General features: G+C 56.1%; 16 protein-coding genes and 1 riboswitch. Of the genes, 11 read left to right on the top strand and 5 right to left on the bottom strand.

The window, feature by feature from the left end; all coding sequences use genetic code 11:
- Positions 1-10 precede the first annotated feature (10 nt).
- The 7 genes from ACHZBF_RS10425 to ACHZBF_RS10395 all read left to right on the top strand — a co-directional run bounded on the left by ACHZBF_RS10425 (position 11) and on the right by ACHZBF_RS10395 (position 7567).
- Positions 11-823: an energy transducer TonB gene (locus ACHZBF_RS10425; protein ID WP_321528377.1), complete on the top strand. Its 813-nt coding sequence runs from the start codon at positions 11-13 to the stop codon at positions 821-823.
- A gap of 108 nt (positions 824-931) precedes the next feature.
- A riboswitch (cobalamin riboswitch) is annotated at positions 932-1126 on the top strand.
- A gap of 192 nt (positions 1127-1318) precedes the next feature.
- The gene (locus tag ACHZBF_RS10420) at positions 1319-3151 is read left to right on the top strand and encodes a TonB-dependent receptor domain-containing protein (RefSeq protein ID WP_321528376.1); all 1833 of its coding nucleotides are present in this window, start codon (positions 1319-1321) and stop codon (positions 3149-3151) included.
- Positions 3152-3229: 78 nt separating this feature from the next.
- Complete coding sequence (locus tag ACHZBF_RS10415; protein WP_321528375.1) at positions 3230-4054, top strand: ABC transporter substrate-binding protein; 825 nt, start codon at positions 3230-3232, stop codon at positions 4052-4054.
- Positions 4051-5058: a FecCD family ABC transporter permease gene (locus tag ACHZBF_RS10410; protein ID WP_321528374.1), complete on the top strand. Its 1008-nt coding sequence runs from the start codon at positions 4051-4053 to the stop codon at positions 5056-5058. The genes ACHZBF_RS10415 and ACHZBF_RS10410 overlap by 4 nt, the downstream gene beginning before the upstream one ends.
- Positions 5055-5834 (top strand): ABC transporter ATP-binding protein, encoded by a 780-nt coding sequence (locus ACHZBF_RS10405; RefSeq protein ID WP_321528373.1) that lies wholly within the window; start codon positions 5055-5057, stop codon positions 5832-5834. The genes ACHZBF_RS10410 and ACHZBF_RS10405 overlap by 4 nt, the downstream gene beginning before the upstream one ends.
- A gap of 3 nt (positions 5835-5837) precedes the next feature.
- Entirely contained in the window at positions 5838-6554 is a 717-nt protein-coding gene (locus tag ACHZBF_RS10400; protein WP_321528372.1) for a 16S rRNA (uracil(1498)-N(3))-methyltransferase, read from the top strand.
- 374 nt (positions 6555-6928) lie between these two features.
- Complete coding sequence (locus ACHZBF_RS10395) at positions 6929-7567, top strand: LysE family translocator (RefSeq protein ID WP_273437384.1); 639 nt, start codon at positions 6929-6931, stop codon at positions 7565-7567.
- Positions 7568-7570: 3 nt separating this feature from the next.
- On the opposite strand, the gene ACHZBF_RS10390 is transcribed toward ACHZBF_RS10395, so the two are convergent.
- Both ACHZBF_RS10390 and ACHZBF_RS10385 read right to left on the bottom strand, forming a co-directional pair.
- A complete protein-coding gene (locus ACHZBF_RS10390) occupies positions 7571-7825 on the bottom strand; it encodes a hypothetical protein (protein ID WP_029132710.1) in 255 nt (84 codons plus the stop codon).
- 148 nt (positions 7826-7973) lie between these two features.
- Entirely contained in the window at positions 7974-8390 is a 417-nt protein-coding gene (locus tag ACHZBF_RS10385; RefSeq protein ID WP_273437385.1) for an Lrp/AsnC family transcriptional regulator, read from the bottom strand.
- A gap of 166 nt (positions 8391-8556) precedes the next feature.
- On the opposite strand from ACHZBF_RS10385, the gene lysA reads away from it, so the two are divergent.
- Both lysA and ACHZBF_RS10375 read left to right on the top strand, forming a co-directional pair.
- Positions 8557-9810: a diaminopimelate decarboxylase gene (gene lysA / locus ACHZBF_RS10380; protein WP_084609847.1), complete on the top strand. Its 1254-nt coding sequence runs from the start codon at positions 8557-8559 to the stop codon at positions 9808-9810.
- Positions 9811-9961: 151 nt separating this feature from the next.
- Positions 9962-11578, top strand: a complete 1617-nt coding sequence (locus ACHZBF_RS10375) for a methyl-accepting chemotaxis protein (protein WP_321528371.1) — start codon at positions 9962-9964, stop codon at positions 11576-11578.
- Positions 11579-11622: 44 nt separating this feature from the next.
- On the opposite strand, the gene ACHZBF_RS10370 is transcribed toward ACHZBF_RS10375, so the two are convergent.
- On the bottom strand, positions 11623-12981 hold the full coding sequence (locus tag ACHZBF_RS10370) for an ATP-binding protein (protein ID WP_321528370.1): 1359 nt from the start codon (positions 12979-12981) through the stop codon (positions 11623-11625).
- Entirely contained in the window at positions 12974-13648 is a 675-nt protein-coding gene (locus ACHZBF_RS10365) for a response regulator (RefSeq protein ID WP_273437391.1), read from the bottom strand. Before ACHZBF_RS10365 ends, ACHZBF_RS10370 begins: the two co-directional genes overlap by 8 nt.
- Positions 13649-13778: 130 nt before the next feature.
- On the opposite strand from ACHZBF_RS10365, the gene ACHZBF_RS10360 reads away from it, so the two are divergent.
- Both ACHZBF_RS10360 and ACHZBF_RS10355 read left to right on the top strand, forming a co-directional pair.
- Complete coding sequence (locus ACHZBF_RS10360) at positions 13779-15710, top strand: LTA synthase family protein (protein WP_321528369.1); 1932 nt, start codon at positions 13779-13781, stop codon at positions 15708-15710.
- The gene (locus ACHZBF_RS10355; protein WP_273437393.1) at positions 15710-16480 is read left to right on the top strand and encodes a phosphatase PAP2 family protein; all 771 of its coding nucleotides are present in this window, start codon (positions 15710-15712) and stop codon (positions 16478-16480) included. The genes ACHZBF_RS10360 and ACHZBF_RS10355 overlap by 1 nt, the downstream gene beginning before the upstream one ends.
- On the opposite strand, the gene ACHZBF_RS10350 is transcribed toward ACHZBF_RS10355, so the two are convergent.
- Positions 16464-16805 (bottom strand): hypothetical protein, encoded by a 342-nt coding sequence (locus ACHZBF_RS10350; RefSeq protein ID WP_157606742.1) that lies wholly within the window; start codon positions 16803-16805, stop codon positions 16464-16466. The two genes, ACHZBF_RS10355 and ACHZBF_RS10350, sit on opposite strands and share 17 nt — an antisense overlap.
- Positions 16806-16927: the final 122 nt, after the last annotated feature.

Raw genomic sequence — 16927 nt, 5'->3', positions numbered from 1 at the left:
GAATAATACGATGTTGATACGCATAGCCAGCGTGCTCCTGTCACTGCTGGCCCATGGAACAGTTCTGCTCTATCTAGGCGGCTTTACTCCGCACGACAGGCCACTACCGGCCACATCGGGCAAAAGTCTGCAGGTCGCTCTTGTGCGTGCTGAAAAAGGGCAGCAGGAGGAGATGGTTACGCCTGTGCCCGAGGCGGCGCCGAAACCGGCTTCCGCCAAGGCGGTGTATCAAGCCACGCCGGAACCGGTTGTCTCGGCCAATGAATCAGACCGGAGCAATGTCATTCAACAGTTGCTCGCCACACAGGCCCCCACCGCGGCGGGGCGACCGATAAAGAGCCCTGCTGCGGCAGTATCGAAAAAGCCGGAAGCGCCCGTCGTGCGACACGCCGAGCCGCCGCCCCCGATGCCTGAACCACAACCTGCCAATGAACCGATTGTACAGCGTGTGGCCAATCCATCATCCAGTGCCGGGCCGGTTGAGCAGCACGATTCCGCGGAGTCACCGCAGCAGTCGGCGAAGGCTCTGCGGGAGATCGAACGAGCCTATATGAACGCCCTGGTTACCGCGATCGAAAGACACAAGCGCTATCCCCTGCGGGCTCGAAAAAAGGGTTATGAAGGAGAAGTCCTGGTGTTGTTTACCGTGCTCAGGGACGGCACCATCTCCGACGTCGGAATCGGTAGCAGTTCACTCAGGGTGATCCTGGACCGGGCTGCTTCAAAGGCGGTGACAGATCTGGGACGTTTTGAACCCATTCCGCCCCAGTTGGACCGTGACCACTGGGAGTTTCGGGTGCCGATACGCTTTGCCATGAATTGACCCCGCAATCAGAAATTCACCCATACACCTCATCCCGACAGGGCCAGTTTGTGCCACGGGTCCAGCCGCGGGGGGTAAATTCCCTTGTGGATTTTTCGACTTGGCTTAAAATAGCCACCTCTGAAGGGTGCCCGTCATGGGTTAAAAGGGAACAAGGTGAGTCTGATCCAGACAAATCCTTGACTGTCCTCGCAACTGTAAGCAAGTAGTCCGGTTTCATGAAGCCACTGGTCCAACGATTGGGAAGGCGAAACCGGGTGTCGATCTGCAAGTCAGGAAACCTGCCTTTCATGCGTCGCATTTCTACCGAACGGGGTATTCAGTAGAGCGGTCTTCCGTTAGCTGACGCATTCAGGCAGGTCGGAAAACCTGTACTTGTATGCAGTCCCGCTGTGGCCCGTTCCGGTTTGGCCTGTCAGCATCAGCAAGTCTCTCTTTCCGTCCTGCATTTGTTCCAAATGCACTCCCCCCGGGGAGTAACGGAGAGACCCAGCAATGATTCGCAATAGATACTATCGGTCGGTTATTTTATCCGGCATCACCCTGGCGCTGCCCACGTGCGCAACCTATGCCGCCACCTCCCTGGACAGGGTTAATGTGACCGCCACCCGCATGGCACAGAGCATTGATGAAACCCTGGCGGCAGTCACCGTCATCACCCGGGACGATATCAAAAACAGCCAGGCCAAGGACATCACCCAGCTACTCGATGGTACCCAGGGACTGACCATGAGCAGCAACGGCGGACTGGGCAAGGTAACCGGCATACGTCTGCGGGGTACAGATTCCAAACAGGTGTTGGTGTTGATCGATGGGATGCGTATCGGTTCCGCTACTTTAGGAACGGTCGCTTTTCAGGATATTCCGCTGGCGCAGATCGAACGGATCGAGATCGTCAGGGGACCCCGCTCCCAGCTGTATGGTGCCGATGCCATGGGTGGTGTCATACAGATATTTACCACAAAGGGAAAGCCCGGCGGCTTGGTAACTGCCGAGGCGGAATACGGCTCACACAATACCCGACGAGTGGCCCTGGGACTGAATGCAACACAGGATAACCTGGATTACGGTATTAGCCTGTCTGATCTGCGGTCGGACGGATTCAGCTCGCTGAAAAACAATAACCCGGATGAGGATGGTTATAAAAACCGTTCATTCTCTGGACATCTGGGTTATCGCTTTTCCAATGGCCTGAAGCTGGGTGTTACCGCTTTGCAGGCTAAAGGCGAGAACGAGTATGACAGTGCCTTCGGGCCGGCCGATTTTTTCGATACCGATTTTCTGCAACAGTCGCTCAGCAGCAAACTGGAGTATTCGCCCAATGACAGCTGGGACATCACACTCTCGTTCGGTGAGAGCCGGGATGAGACGACCAATTTTACCAACAGCAGCTTTGCCTCATTCTTCAATACCAGGCGGCGTCAATTCTCCTGGCAGAACGACATTGCAGTCGATGAAGAGAGTGTACTCACGCTCGGTATCGATTTTCTGCGTGATCAGGTTGAGGGTACCAGCAGCTACAGTGTAAATCAGCGGGATAACAGTGCGCTGTTTGCCCAGTACCAGACAGCGTTTGGCGCGAACGACGTGGTGATCGGCCTGCGGCATGATGACAATGAAGCGTTCGGCGACTACAACACCGGCAATATCGCCTGGGGACGGGAGTTAACCGAGACGCTAAGGCTGGTTGCCTCCTATGGCACCGGTTTTCGTGCCCCGACATTCAATGACCTCTATTATCAGGATCCCTGGGGTTCAAACGGCAACCCGAATCTGACCCCGGAAGAGTCAGAGAGCGTTGAATTGTCACTCAGGGGCAGTCAGTCGTGGGGCGGATGGAATATCAATCTGTTTCGTACCGATATTGAAGGCCTGATCGACTGGGTCGAAATTGCACCCTTTACCTATCAGCCGCAGAACGTCGACCGGGCCAGAATTGATGGCCTGGAGGCGGGCATCAACACGCAACTGGCCGGTTGGCGGATTAGTGGTAATCTGACCCTGCTCGATCCTCGCAACCGCACGACGGGTAGATTGTTGACGGATCGAAATGAACAGGCGATTCGGATTGATATTGATCGGGAGTTCGGTCCCACTGAGCTGGGTGCCACACTACAGGCTCGCAGTCACAGCTACAGCAATGCAACCAATACCTTTCGGACTGCCGGTTTCGGTACCCTGGATCTGCGGGTGGCACACCATCTGAGCCGCGAGTGGACCCTGCGCGGTCAGGTGCGCAATCTGTTTGACCGGGACTATGAGACTATTCGTACCTATAACACCGGCGGTCGTGAACTGTTTGTCTCTGTTCATTATGAAGCGAAATAGGGGATAATCGCCCGGCCCCCTCATTACTGAGAGGGGCCGGATCAGGCTTAATCGAGCAGCAGAGTGGGTAAAACAATATTGAACCGGAGATCACTCACTTTTCTGTTATTGCTGTGGGTGGTTACAGGGGCCAGTGGGGCCGAACAGCCCCAACATGTCATCTCCATCAACCTCTGTACCGACCAGTTGCTGTTGATGCTGGGTAGACCGGATCAGATCGCGTCGGTCAGTCACCTGGCACTGGAGCCGAATAGTTCATACATGGCGGCACAGGCTGCCAACTACCCGGTCAATCACGCCAAGGCGGAAGAGATTCTGGCCCTGAAGCCGGATCTCGTTCTAGCCGGCGCCTACACCGACCGCTCGCTGATTGCGCTACTGAAAAAACTCGGCTACCGGGTGGAGCAGTTTCCGCTTGCATCCAGTGTCGAGGATATCCGCGGCAATATTCACCGAATGGCCGGGCTGATCGGCCGGGAAGCGCAGGGCCGCCAGATGATCGAGGCGATGGATGAACGACTGGAACGGATAGAACGGCAGCGACCCGAGATCAGACCCAAGGGTGCATTTTATCAGCCCAACGGCTATACCGGCGGCATCAATACCCTGCAGCACAGTGCCCTGGAACTGGCCGGGTGGGAGAATATCGCCGCCCTGGAGGGAGTGATTGGTTACGGCGCCATTGATCTGGAACGGCTGATCCTGGCACGACCGGTACAGCTGTTCACCTCCTCCTATGCATCTGGCACCCACTCCCGGGGCCAGCAGCTTTTGCAACATCCGGTCCTTCGGCAATTGACCCGGGGCAGGGCGCCGATTGAGGTGGCCTACCGCTACTGGATCTGTGGCGGACCAATGATTGCGGAAGCGGTGGAGATATTGCACCGGAGCCTGCCTCGATGAGCCGGCTGATGAACCTGCAGCAACAGACCCTGGTGGTGCTCCTCGTCATACTGGTTTGTCTGCTGTTTGCCGCCTCGCTGTTTGTTGGCGCCAACCCCCTGCCGGTGCTGCAGGCGGCGCGTGAGAGCCTGCTGGATACGCCCACCGTGATCGGCCTGATCTTTGGAGAGATCCGCTTGCCGCGAGCGTTGATCGCCCTGTTTACCGGTGCCACCCTGGGTCTGGCCGGTGCCGCCATGCAGGGACTGTTGCGCAATCCTCTGGCCAGTCCCGGGCTGATCGGCAGCGCCAGTGGCGCCGCACTTGGCGCGGTGGGGATGCTCTATTTCGGCCTGGGTGCGCTGTTGCCGCTGGCTGTTCCCATGGGGGGCATGGCCGGTGCGCTGCTGGCTACCTTTCTGGTCTACCTGATGGCTGGCCGGGAGGCCGGTACCCTCACCCTGATCCTCGCCGGCGTGGCGATCAATGCCCTGGCACTGGCGATGATATCGCTGCTGCTGAATCTGGCGCCCAGCCCCTATGCGGTGCGGGAGATCGTACTCTGGATGATGGGTTCCATTGCCAATCACAGCATGCATGATCTCTGGACCCTGTTACCCGGTGTCCTGCTGGGCTGGCTGCTACTGCTGGGTACCGGCCGATCCCTGGATGCGCTGACCCTGGGAGAGGAGACCGCCAGCACCATGGGTATCTCGCTCACCCGGCTACGCTGGCGTATCTTTCTGGCGATCGCGTTGTCGGTCGGTTCGGCGGTCTCCATCACCGGTTCCATCGGCTTTATCGGTCTGGTGGTGCCCCATCTGTTGCGGCCGCTGGTTGGTTTTCAGCCCTCGCGGCTATTGCTCACCAGCGCCCTGGGCGGTGCCGCATTGCTACTGGCGGCGGATATCGCTACCCGCCTGTTTCCGGCCGGCTCCGATATCAAGGTTGGAGTGCTGACCTCACTGGTGGGGGCGCCATTCTTTCTCTATCTCATACTCAAGAGCCGGCGGTACCAGCTATGAATCGGCTGCACGGTACCGGTCTGACGGTGTCACTGGGGGGCGTCACCATCCTGAATGGGGTCGACTTCAATCTGAAAGCGGGTGAAATGCTCGGCCTGATCGGTCCCAACGGGGCCGGCAAGACCACGCTGTTGCGGGTATTGGCCGGCCTGCTGAAACCCCGGTCGGGAACCCTGTGCTGGGAGGAGGCGGATTATCTGCAACTGTCTCCCCAGGAGCGGGCCAAACGCCTCTCCTATCTGGCCCAGAGTGGCACCGCCCACTGGCCGATGAGTGTTGAACGCCTGGTTGCCCTGGGACGTCTGCCCCATCTCTCCGACTGGCAGCGACCGGGGGAGACGGATCAGGCGCTGATTGCGCAGGTGATGGCGGAAACCGACCTGAACGATTTTCGTACGCGGCAGTTCAATACCCTCTCCGGGGGGGAACGCTCCCGGGTGCTGCTGGCGCGTGCCCTGGTGGCGGAGCCCCAGGTGTTGTTGGCGGACGAGCCGGTGGCGGCGCTCGATCTGGCGCACCAGATCGAGGTGATGTCACTGCTGCAGTGCTACTGCCAAAAGGGCGGAGCGGCGGTGGTGGTGCTGCACGATCTGCGGCTGGCGGCGCACTACTGCCACCGCCTGATGCTGCTGGTGGCGGGTGAAACCCTGGCCGAAGGAAGCCCGGAGTCGGTGTTGACCGGAGAGAACATGGCGCATGCCTTTGGGGTGCGACTCAACAGTGCCGCGGCCTCGATTGCGGAGACGCTGAAACTGCTCTGGGAGAGAAGCCTCTAAGCCATGAATCTGCTGCTGCTGGAACCAGAGGACCTGATTGAGAGCAATATTGCGGTGATCCGCGGTCATCGGCTGCAACATATTCTCGATGTGCATCGCGCACAACCGGGTGATCGCCTCAAGGCGGGTCTGCTCAACGGTAAGATGGGCCAAGCGGAGATCCTGACCCTGGATCGGCAGCAGGCGACACTGCGGCTTGAGTTGAACGAGCCGGCACCCGACGGGTTGCCGCTTATACTGGTGCTGGCCGTGCCGCGTCCCAAGATGTTGCGCCGCTGTCTGCGTATGGTTGCGGAACTCGGTATCAAGCGACTCTACCTGATCCACAGTTTTCGGGTGGAGAAGAGTTACTGGCAGAGTCCCCTGCTGTCGGCGGGTGAGATACACCGGACCCTGCGGGAGGGACTTGAGCAGGCGAAAGATACCCGGTTGCCGCAGGTTGAGATCAGAAAACGTTTCAAGCCCTTTGTCGAAGATGAACTGCCCGGACTGTTGGCAGGGAGGCTGGGGCTGGTGGCTCATCCCTATGCCGGGAGCGCCGGCAATCCCGCGCTGTCGTCGGAGCGACCGGCGCTGATCTGTGTCGGACCCGAAGGTGGGTTTATTCCCTACGAAGTCGAGAAGCTGCTGGCAGCGGGGTGCTCGCCGCTGGATCTGGGCGAGCGTATTTACCGGGTGGAGACGTTCCTGCCGTTGCTGGTGGGGCGACTGTTCCACTGAGGCTCCTGGGGTCCAATACCGTTTATCGTTAAAACCCTGTTTCAACCGCCAAGGACGCAAAGAACACGAAGGAAGACAACGACTCGTGTTCTCATGATTCACCACCTCACCTGCCGGATTGGGCCGGAAATGCAGAGAAGCCATGGTATCTCTTCGCGTGCTTCTCGGTTGAGTAGAGGCATTCAGGCTTATCAAGGCGGCGGATAGAAGCGGGCGGTGAAGGGGCGGAGTCAAGTGTATTACCGATTGTCGGCCAGGGGATGGCTTGACTCCTCCCCCGCAGGTTGAAATAGTTTGTATCAGCTGCAACTGCCCATGCTAGAATGCCGGTCGATTTTATTTCGCGTAACTGTTTGAATTAAAAAATATATTATATGTTTTTTGACAACTATCTCTGGGCCTATCTGCTGGCCATTACCTTGCTCACGGTATCGCCCGGGGTGGATACCCTGCTGGTGATCAGGAATACCGTGCGTGGCGGTTTCAGGGATGGTGTGTTGACCAGTTTTGCCATCTGTCTGGGTCTGTTCGTACATGCGGCCGTCTCCGCCGGGGGCATCTCCCTGATCCTGATGCAGTCGGCCTGGATGTTCTCCCTGCTGAAGCTGGCGGGCGCCGGTTACCTGGTCTGGCTCGGCGCCAGGAGTCTGTATTCCGCCTATCGTGGCGAAAGTGGCCTGAAGTTTGATACGGGCAGGGTAAAGCACCGCCAGGTGGCCGCCTGGACCTCACTGCGTGAAGGTTTTCTCTCCAATGTGCTGAACCCCAAGACAGTCATCTTCTATATGGCGTTTCTGCCCCAGTTCATCCAGCCGGGCGATCCGGCGCTGGCCAAATCCCTGTTCCTGGCCGGGCTGCATTTTATCATCGCCAATATTTGGCAACTGATACTGGTGCTGATGGTGGGGCGAGCCGCTGTCTGGCTCTCCCGTCCCAGGGTTGGGCGCTGTTTTCACAGCCTGACCGGTTCGGTCATGGTCTTCTTTGGCATACGCCTCGGTTTTGATTCCTAGCCCTCAGGCCTCTTCAAGCCACTCGATCAGGTAGAACAGACGGAATCCCTCGGATGAACGGGAGGGTCCATACACCAGTGCCGGGTAGCGCTGCTCTTGCACATTCGCCTGAGCAATGGCGCTGCTGTACGAGTCCATAATCTCGACACAGTTCTCGGGAAAACGGGCGCGTTTTTTCCCCGGTACATAGATTACCGCATAGTGCTTCTCAACTACTGAGCTTTCCGGGTCGCTGCCGTGGGTTCTGGGAAAATCCATAGATTGATCGCCTGTTCCTGAAGACCACTTTCAGATTAACCCGATTGGCAACCGATGAACAATCAGCCCTGTTAATCCCCGAATAGCACCGGTGGATGATCCAGTTTCAGAGGATGCGCGCCGGTTTGGTGGAGTTGGTCAGTGGCGATCAGGATATCGATTGCAGTACCGGACAGGTAATCAATCTGGTCAGGTCCGGTAGCTGTTCCAACTGGCGGCGTATCTGATTCAGGCGCTCCATCGAATCGGTTTCGGCGAACAGGATCAGATCCACCTCGCCACTCAAGGCATGTCCGTAACAGAGTTCAGGGATGGTTTGGATCGCAGGTAGCAGTTCATCCAGCTTGAATGGTGAAAAACTGAGTTGAAAGTAGGCCTGCACCGCTTTCTTGCCCACCTCACCCAGACGCAGCGTGTAGCCGTGGATGACCCCGTGTGCTTCCAGCCGCTGAATCCGTTCGGCCACGGCGCTACGGGAGAGACCGATATCACGCCCGATGGCCGCCAGTGACTCGCGGGCGTTCTGTTTCAGTCGATTGATGATCTGCCGGTCAAATTTGTCCACAGCCGGATTATTGCGAGTTTTCAGGTTCTTCGTCCAGTACTCTCTGGACCGCTAATTTCACGGGAATAATGTACATCTTACGGTCAAAAACCGGCGTGTTTACAGCTGTGGGGTGTGAGGGCCTTCGGTAGGATCAACATTAGACCAAAACCGACGGAGACAAACAGTGAATAGTGAAAGCTTCTTGCAGTATCGTGATGGACAGCTCTACATGGAATCCATATCTCTGAATAGCATTGCCGAACAGGTGGAGACCCCGTTTTACTGTTATTCGGCAGCGGCCATCAAGGCGCGGATAGGGGATTGCAAATCCGCCTTCGAGAGCATTGGCGCCACGATACATTATGCGGTGAAGGCCAACAGCAATCTTGCCGTGCTGCGGCTCATGGCCGAGGCGGGTTTGGGTGCGGATATCGTATCGGAGGGTGAACTGGCGCGCGCACTGAAGGCCGGGATTCCTCCACAAGATATTATTTTCTCCGGTGTCGGAAAAAGAACATCGGAGCTGCTGGCCGCGCTGGATGCGGGCATATTTCAGTTCAATCTGGAATCGATTCCGGAGCTGGAACGTCTGGCGGATCTCTGCGAATCCCGGGGCCGTACCGCCAACGTATCAATACGGATCAATCCGGAGGTGGATGCGGCAACCCACCGGCATATCACCACCGCTGTGAGGGGGAGCAAGTTTGGAATACCTTTCAGCCAACTGGAGTTGGCGCTGGAGCGGATTGTGCGCAGTGACAGTTTGAGGCTGCATGGCCTGGCAGTGCACCTCGGTTCCCAGATAGTGACACTGGAACCCTATGAGAAAGCCTGCCGTCGACTACGGGAGTGGGTTATCGAGTTGAGAGATAAAGGCTATCCAATTACCCACCTGGACCTGGGTGGCGGTTTTGGTATTGACTACGGTGATGGTCGTTGTCTGGCGTACGGGGCGGTTGCCGCCGTGATCGATCGGGAGCTGCGGAACCTGGGGGTGGCAATTGCCGTCGAGCCAGGACGCTCCCTGGTGGCGACTGCCGGAGTGCTGGTGAGTGAGGTGGTCTATCGAAAGGAAGTTGAGCCGGTTCCCTTTCTGATTCTGGATGCTGGTATGAATGATCTGCTGCGCCCGGCCCTGTATCAGGCCTCCCATCAACTGTTAACGCTGAAGCAATCGGATGAAGCAAGGGAGATCTGCAATGTGGTTGGTCCAATCTGTGAGAGCAGCGACAGTTTTCTACAACAGGCCAGCCTGCCGCGGGTCAACTCGGGGGAGCGTGTGGCCTTGCTTCAGGCCGGTGCCTATGGGGCGGTTATGGCGTCCGGCTACAACAGCCGGGATGTCATTCCTGAGGTGATGATCACGGGTGATCAATATGGCCTGATCAGAAGACGCATCTCCCATCGTGACCTGATGGAGTATGAGAATTTTGCATGACCGGGCCGGTTCTGATCTTTGTCAGCTTTGGTCTTATGACTAAAGGATCAGGCTGATTTGTCGATACAACAGACAATGATTATTTGCCCGGAATTAATGGAATAGCCCGGTTGGTAGAATTGGAAAATTTCAATTGTCAGGGGATCTCCTCATGCGTGAGTCCATAACCCATCTTATTCGCTGGCTGTTATCGGCTGTCGGTATTCGCTCCATCAACAGCCAGTTCCTGTTCTCCTATATCCTGATCTTCCTCTGCGCCCTTATCTCGGTGATCACCATCTATCTGAGTCTGGGGGTGAATTCCAACTCCATTGATGTCGCCGGCCGGCAGCGGATGTTGAGCCAGCGGCTGGCCAAAGAGGCGATGCTGGTGGCCCAGCAGGCTGAGAGCCGCGAGGTGATGGAGAAGACGATCAATCTGTTTGAATCCTCTCACAAAGCGCTTTTTGAGGGTGATGAAGCACAAAATATACTCCCGGTGAAAGATGCGCTGATTCTTGAGCAACTCAAACTCGTGGAGCAGCTCTGGTCGGGGTACAAGCAGGTAATTACCCAGTATGCGGCAAGTCCGGACAATGCCGGTTTGGCGGCGATTCAGAAACAGTCGGTTCAGGTATTGAAGGAGATGAACAAAGCGGTGGGTATGATGGCCACTGCAGCCAACGACTCGGTCGCGCTGCAACAGACTATCGCCTTTGTCATGACCTCAATCATTCTGCTGCTGGTGGTGCTGGGTCGGGTGTTCGGCATGACCGTGCTGATGAAGGAGATCGATCAACTGCGCACTCATCTTGGGGAGGTGAGTAAGGGTGATTTCTCCAAACCGATTGACTGCCTGGACAGCCAGAATGAGATCGGGCTCGCCTATACCGCCTATAACAACATGCTGCAACAGGTGGGGCAGATGATCAAAGGCGTATGTCAGGTTGCCGATAAGGTCAGCGAGGCGACGTCCAGGGCGACCGAGACGCTGAATAGTACCGATCAGGGGGTGACTCAACAGCAACAGGAGATCACCCAGGTTGCCACTGCAATAAATGAAATTACCGTAACCGTACAGGAGGTGGCGCGCAATACCAGCCAGGCGGCCGAGTCTGCGTCACAGGCGGATCAGGAAGCGAGAACCGGCCAGACCATTGTCAATCATACCCGCAGTGGTATTCAGAGCATGGCGCAGCAGGTTGAAGAGGCCGCTTCCACCATCAACATCCTTGAGAGTGATACCCAGCAGGTGGGGCAGGTGCTTGAGGTGATTACCAGTATTGCCGAGCAGACCAACCTGTTGGCTCTGAACGCCGCTATTGAGGCTGCCCGTGCCGGTGATCAGGGGCGTGGATTTGCCGTGGTGGCGGACGAGGTTCGCACCCTGGCGCAGCGCACTCAGGAGTCCACCGGCAAGATACGCGATATCATTGAACGATTACAGAGTCAGGCAACGGCTTCGGTCAAGGCGATCGGCAAGAGCCGTGAGATCGCACACCAGAGTGTGGAGCAGACCGAGGAGGCCGGTGTTGCCCTGGAGAAGATCGTCGGCATGGTGACTACTATCCGGGATATGAGTACCCAGATCGCTACTGCCATCGAACAGCAGAGCCAGGTGACCGCGGAAGTGGATCGCTCGATTGTCAGTATTGCTGAGGTGGCAGAAAATACCAGACAGGCCGCACGCCAGACAGTCAACTCCAACGCGCAGATTAGTGAGGAGATCGAGCAACTGAACCGGGTCATGGCTCAGTTCCATACTACCAGGGTCGGCCTGGATCTTTAAGATTGCCAAGGCGGTGCACCTGCTGTGGAAAGGGTGTGTTTTGCCTATCTGAATGGCTGGAACAGGATGCCGATGCGAAACCCGGTCGAAGTGTCGGTATGATTCACGTCGATCTCGGCATCATGAATCTCCGCTATGCGTTTGACAATGGACAGGCCCAGGCCACTTCCGTTGGGACCGCTTTGTGCCCCACGCCGGAAGCGCTGGAACATCAGATCGAGCGTCTCGCTGGAAATGCCGGTTCCTGAATCCCATACCTCCAGTCGGATCCGGTCGGCGTCCTGGGTAATCCGGATGCCGGCTGCACCCGGACCGGGGGTGTATTTAATGGCATTTTCCAGCAGGTTTCGCAGCATGATCTGCAGCATGGTCGGCTCGCCATTGATTGGATATTCGGGTTGCGCTGAATCCATCTCCAGGCGGATGCGGTGTTGTCGGGCGTCCTCCTTCAGGGTGGTGATCACTCCCCGGGAAAGCCCGACCAGATCGACGGACTGGAAAGTCAGTGTGGTGGCGCTTTCCCGGTCAGCCCGCGCCAGGGTCAGCAACTGGTTGACCAGGTGGGTGGTTCGGTCGATGCCCTGCAGCGCCTTGTTCATCGCCTTGGTCTTTTGTTGTTCATCCGTTGCCCGTAGCGCAACTTGCAGTTGCACCTTGAGTCCGGCCAGCGGGGTTCTCAGCTCATGGGCGGCGTCCGCGGTAAAGCGGCGCTCATTTTCAATAGCGTGGTTGAGGCGTTGCAGTAACCGGTTGAGTGCCCTGATCAGGGGAGAAATTTCAGCCGGTGCATGATCAATATTGAAAAGACGGAGTGAGTGCGGGTCCATGGCGCCCGCCTCATCCACCAGTTGTTTCAATGGCCTCAGGCTGCGACTGATGCCCAGCCAGATAAACAGTCCCAGTAGCGGCAGCACCAGCATGATGATTGAGAGTGTATCCTTGATCAGGTAGGCGACCAGTTCTTCGCGCGCCGCAAGCTTTTGTGCCGTGTGGATGACCAGTCCGGTCTCCCTGTCCCGGAGGGTGAATACACGCCATTTTTCCCCATCAAATGTGTAGTCGCTGAAGCCTTCCGGCAGCTCGGTAAGGAAATCGGGGGCATCTTTCGACTGGATAATAAGACGGCCCAGATTTGCAGCGAACGCGATATTCAGCTCATAGTCATGTTGAAAATTGCTGTTCAGCTCGATATTGCGAATCAATTCCACTTCACCTTCCTTGATCTCCTGCTGCAGCAACCCAAACAGAATCCGTGCATTCTGCGCGAGACTGGCATCGTAGATCTCCTCCAGTTCATGGGTCGCGTCCTGGTTGACCAGAATAAAAATACCCAGCCAGGTGATGCCTATCAGTCCGATCAGACTCAGTAACAGCCGCTTGCGGATTGATACCTTCCTAGACATTGCCATCGGCCTGTTTGGGGATTTTGTAACCCATTCCACGGATGGTCTGAATGGTGGACTTGCCGAGTTTTTTTCGCAGGTGGTGGATGTAGACTTCTATGGCATTGCTCTCCACCCCATCGTCCCATCCGTAAAGCGCCTCCTCCAGACGTTGCCGTGACAGTACCTGGCCGCTGTGAATCAACAACGCCTCCAGAATGGCGTACTCCCGTGAAGTGCAAGTGACCGGTTGGTCATTGAGATGAACCGTGCGGCCGGCCGGGTCGAGGGTAATAGCGCCATGCCTGAGCAGGGGAGAGCCACGCCCGGCGCGGCGCCGGGATATGGCGCGCAGGCGCGCGGCAAGCTCTTCCAGATCAAATGGCTTGGGCAGGTAATCGTCGGCACCGGAATCCAGTCCAAGGACACGGTCATTCAGGCTGTCCCTCGCCGTCAGTAACAGGACTGGGATAGGGTTGTTCTGTTGGCGTATTCTGCGCAGCAGTGTCAGCCCGTCCTGTCCTGGAAGCGAAATGTCCAGGATCACCAGATCCAGGGCATTATCCTGCAGGGCGGCTTCCGCCTGATTTCCATCGGTTATCCAGTCGACGGTGTAGCCCATCTGCTCCAGGCCGACGCTCAGCCCATCACCCAACAATTGGTCGTCCTCAACCAGTAGTACCCGCATTATTATCGTCCATCAATTTCGCAGCCCAAGAAATCCGCTATTAGGCTTTAACAGCCTTAAGTTTTCCTTAATCTTTTGCAAGTAGTCTCGCCGGGATAAATCCTCAATTCTTACCATGAGATAAATTCTGATGCAGGCACGACACTCCAACAGCCGATATTCGTTGATTGGCTATATTCTGTTAATCGCGCTGGCCGCTTTCTTTATTACCCGAACTCTGCTGCTGGTGGCGGCATTCCCGGAAGCCGACCTGTCGATCATAGCATTTTTGAAGGTCTATCTTCTGGGGCTGATTTACGATCTGGCATTTTATAGTTATGCGCTGATACCGGTTACCCTGTATCTGTTGTTAATACCTGAACGGATCTGGAAAACTAGACTGAACCGTGGTCTTGTGCAACTTGCGATCTTTGCGACCATATATGGCCTCGGGTTTATTGTAGCGGCAGAGCTGCTGTTCTGGGATGAGTTCAGTGTTCGTTTCAATTTTATATCCGTGGATTATCTGGTGTACCGGCGTGAAGTGACGGATAACATCCGCGAGTCTTACCCGTTACCGCTCTACCTCAGCGCCATTTTTGTTGTCAGTCTGTTTGTATACTGGCTGATTGCTGACAGGATCAAGGCTGTTCTTGATGTTCGGGAGACATTCCGGCAACGCGTGGTCTATGCGGGTGGGATACTGCTGCTACCGGTGGTGAGCTTTTTGCTGGTTAATCAGGATCTGCGTGAACTGTCCAATAACAGCTATCAAAATGAGCTGGCCAGCAACGGCCCCTATCAGTTTATTGCCGCCTTCCGGAACAATGAGCTGGATTATTACAAGTTCTATCAGACGCTGCCGGACTCAAAGGCCGCCTCGCTCCTGCAGAAGGAGATCAGTCAGGGAGCGGCCGTTGCCCCGAGCTTCGATATCCGGCGGTATATTGATAACCCGGGAAGCGAGCGACACCTTAATGTATTTCTGGTAATGGTTGAGAGCCTGAGTGCCGATTATCTTGGTGTATTCGGCAATACCGAGCATCTGACGCCAAATCTGGACCGTCTGGCCGGCCAGTCCATGCTGTTTACCAATCTGTATGCCACCGGCACCCGGACTACCCGGGGGCTGGAAGCCGTCACCTTGTCAATACCGCCGACACCCGGACGTTCCATTGTCAAGCGCGTAGGGCATGAGACAAATCTCTGGTCGATCGGTAATGTGTTAAAACAGAAAGGCTACGACGTCGAATTCATCTATGGCGGGCGCGGCTATTTTGAGAACATGAATGCCTTTTTTGCGGGTAATGGTTACGGCATTATCGATCAGTCAAGTACGCCGGACAGTGAAATGGGCTTTACCAACGCCTGGGGCATGGCAGATGACGACCTGTATGCCCAGGCCATCAAGGCGGCGGACTCTGCGTATCGGGCCGATAAGCCGTTCTTTTTTCATCTGATGACCACAACCAATCACCGACCCTATACCTATCCGGATGGTCGTATTGATATTCCCTCCGGCAGTGGCCGGCCTGGCGCGGTAAAATATACCGACTGGGCGATTGGCGAGATGCTTGCAAAGGCGCGGCAGAAGCCCTGGTTCAAGGATACCCTGTTTGTCATTGTCGCCGATCATACCTCCGGTAGCGCGGGCAAGGTTGCCCTGCCGGTCAGGCAGTATCATATTCCCATGCTGATCTACAGCCCTGAACATATTAAGGCGCAAAAGGTGGATACCCTGTCGAGCCAGATCGATGTGGCGCCCACTCTGCTGGCGTTGTTGAATATGGATTATGACTCGGCCTTTTTTGGCAAGAACATATTGACCATGCAGCCGGAGGATGAACGGGCGCTGATCGGTAACTATCAGAAGCTGGGTCTGTATGCCGACAACCGACTATCGATCCTCAGCCCAAAACGGCGCATGACCAGGCAGGTCAATCCGAATGCATCAGCGCCTGTAGAGACCACGCTTGTTGCGCCGGATGCCGATATCGAGCGGGATATCGCCTATTATCAGGGGGCCAGTTACATATTTTCCCAGCACCTGAATGCCTGGGAACCGCCAGCGGTTACTCAATAATGCAACACAATAATAATTTCGTACGCAACCATCTGGTTCTGCCACTGTTGCTGTTTGTGCTACTGGTGGGGTTGCTGGAGATCAGTTCACTGGATCTCTATATTGCGGATCTGATCTACCAGGCGGGTGGGCCCGGTTGGACGCTGAAGAACAGCGTGCTGTTTTCCGACATCCTGCATACCAACGCCAAGGCGCTGGTGAAGATACTCGCGGTGATCCTGTTTGCGGTTGCCATTATCAGTCAGTTTGTTACCCGTATGCGACCCTACCGCCGGGCAATCTGGTATCTCGCACTGGTGATGCCCCTGTCCGGACTACTGGTTGGCATCGGTAAGGAGCTTACCCATGTCGATTGCCCCTGGGATCTGTTGCGCTATGGGGGAGAGCATCCGTATCTCGGGCTATTCGAACCACACCCGGGCGATTTCAAATATGGTAAGTGTTTTCCGGCGGCGCATGCCGGTGCCGGCTATACTTTCCTGGCGCTCTATTTCTTCCTTGCCGTGTTACGACCGGAATGGAAACGCCTTGGTCTGATAACCGGGATCACCATGGGCCTGATATTTGGCATCACCCAGCAGATACGCGGCGCCCACTTCATATCTCATGACCTGTGGACAGCGGCGATCTGCTGGTTCAACAGCCTGGGCTGGTACTGGCTCGCCTTTCTCAGAGAAAAGCGTTCTGCCCGGGATGTACCCGTTCCTTTAAATGACCCGGAGTGGCAAAACTCCGGGTCATCGGTTGCCATGATCACCAGCGAAAAATAATGGTCCCGGAAGAGTGGCCGTAATCGTATCGATGGCCCGGCCTGCCGTAATGGTTCCAGTATTGTCTGCTTGGGCGATACTGACTATTCAAGCGGTGATGCCAGGCCCGGTTGTGGGAATGCCCGTGTCGATGCCGGATGATTTTTTTCTCGCGGTGAGTAAAACGGTCATCACGATGGGAATTCCAACCAACTTGCCTTTGTTGGTATTGGCTATCCTGATTTTTCACGAAGCCACTTCCGTCGTGTCGGCCTCCTGCCTGGACCTGCGTCACGACTGCAAGTGATAGTGAGGTGATGATCAACGCCTTGGTTAAAAGTTTCATTCCGATTCTCCTCTGTATTTTCCCGGTACGCCTAAAGACTACGACCTGATGGCTGAATGGTGCCTGAATGGGACGGAATAATTTTGCTGTGAAATAACCTTGTGGTTTCCCTTTTGTTTGGT

Origin of the sequence: Sedimenticola selenatireducens, from assembly GCF_963675335.2 — a bacterium.
GTDB lineage: Bacteria > Pseudomonadota > Gammaproteobacteria > Chromatiales > Chromatiaceae > Sedimenticola > Sedimenticola selenatireducens.
This window is presented reverse-complemented; position numbering and strand designations above follow the sequence as displayed.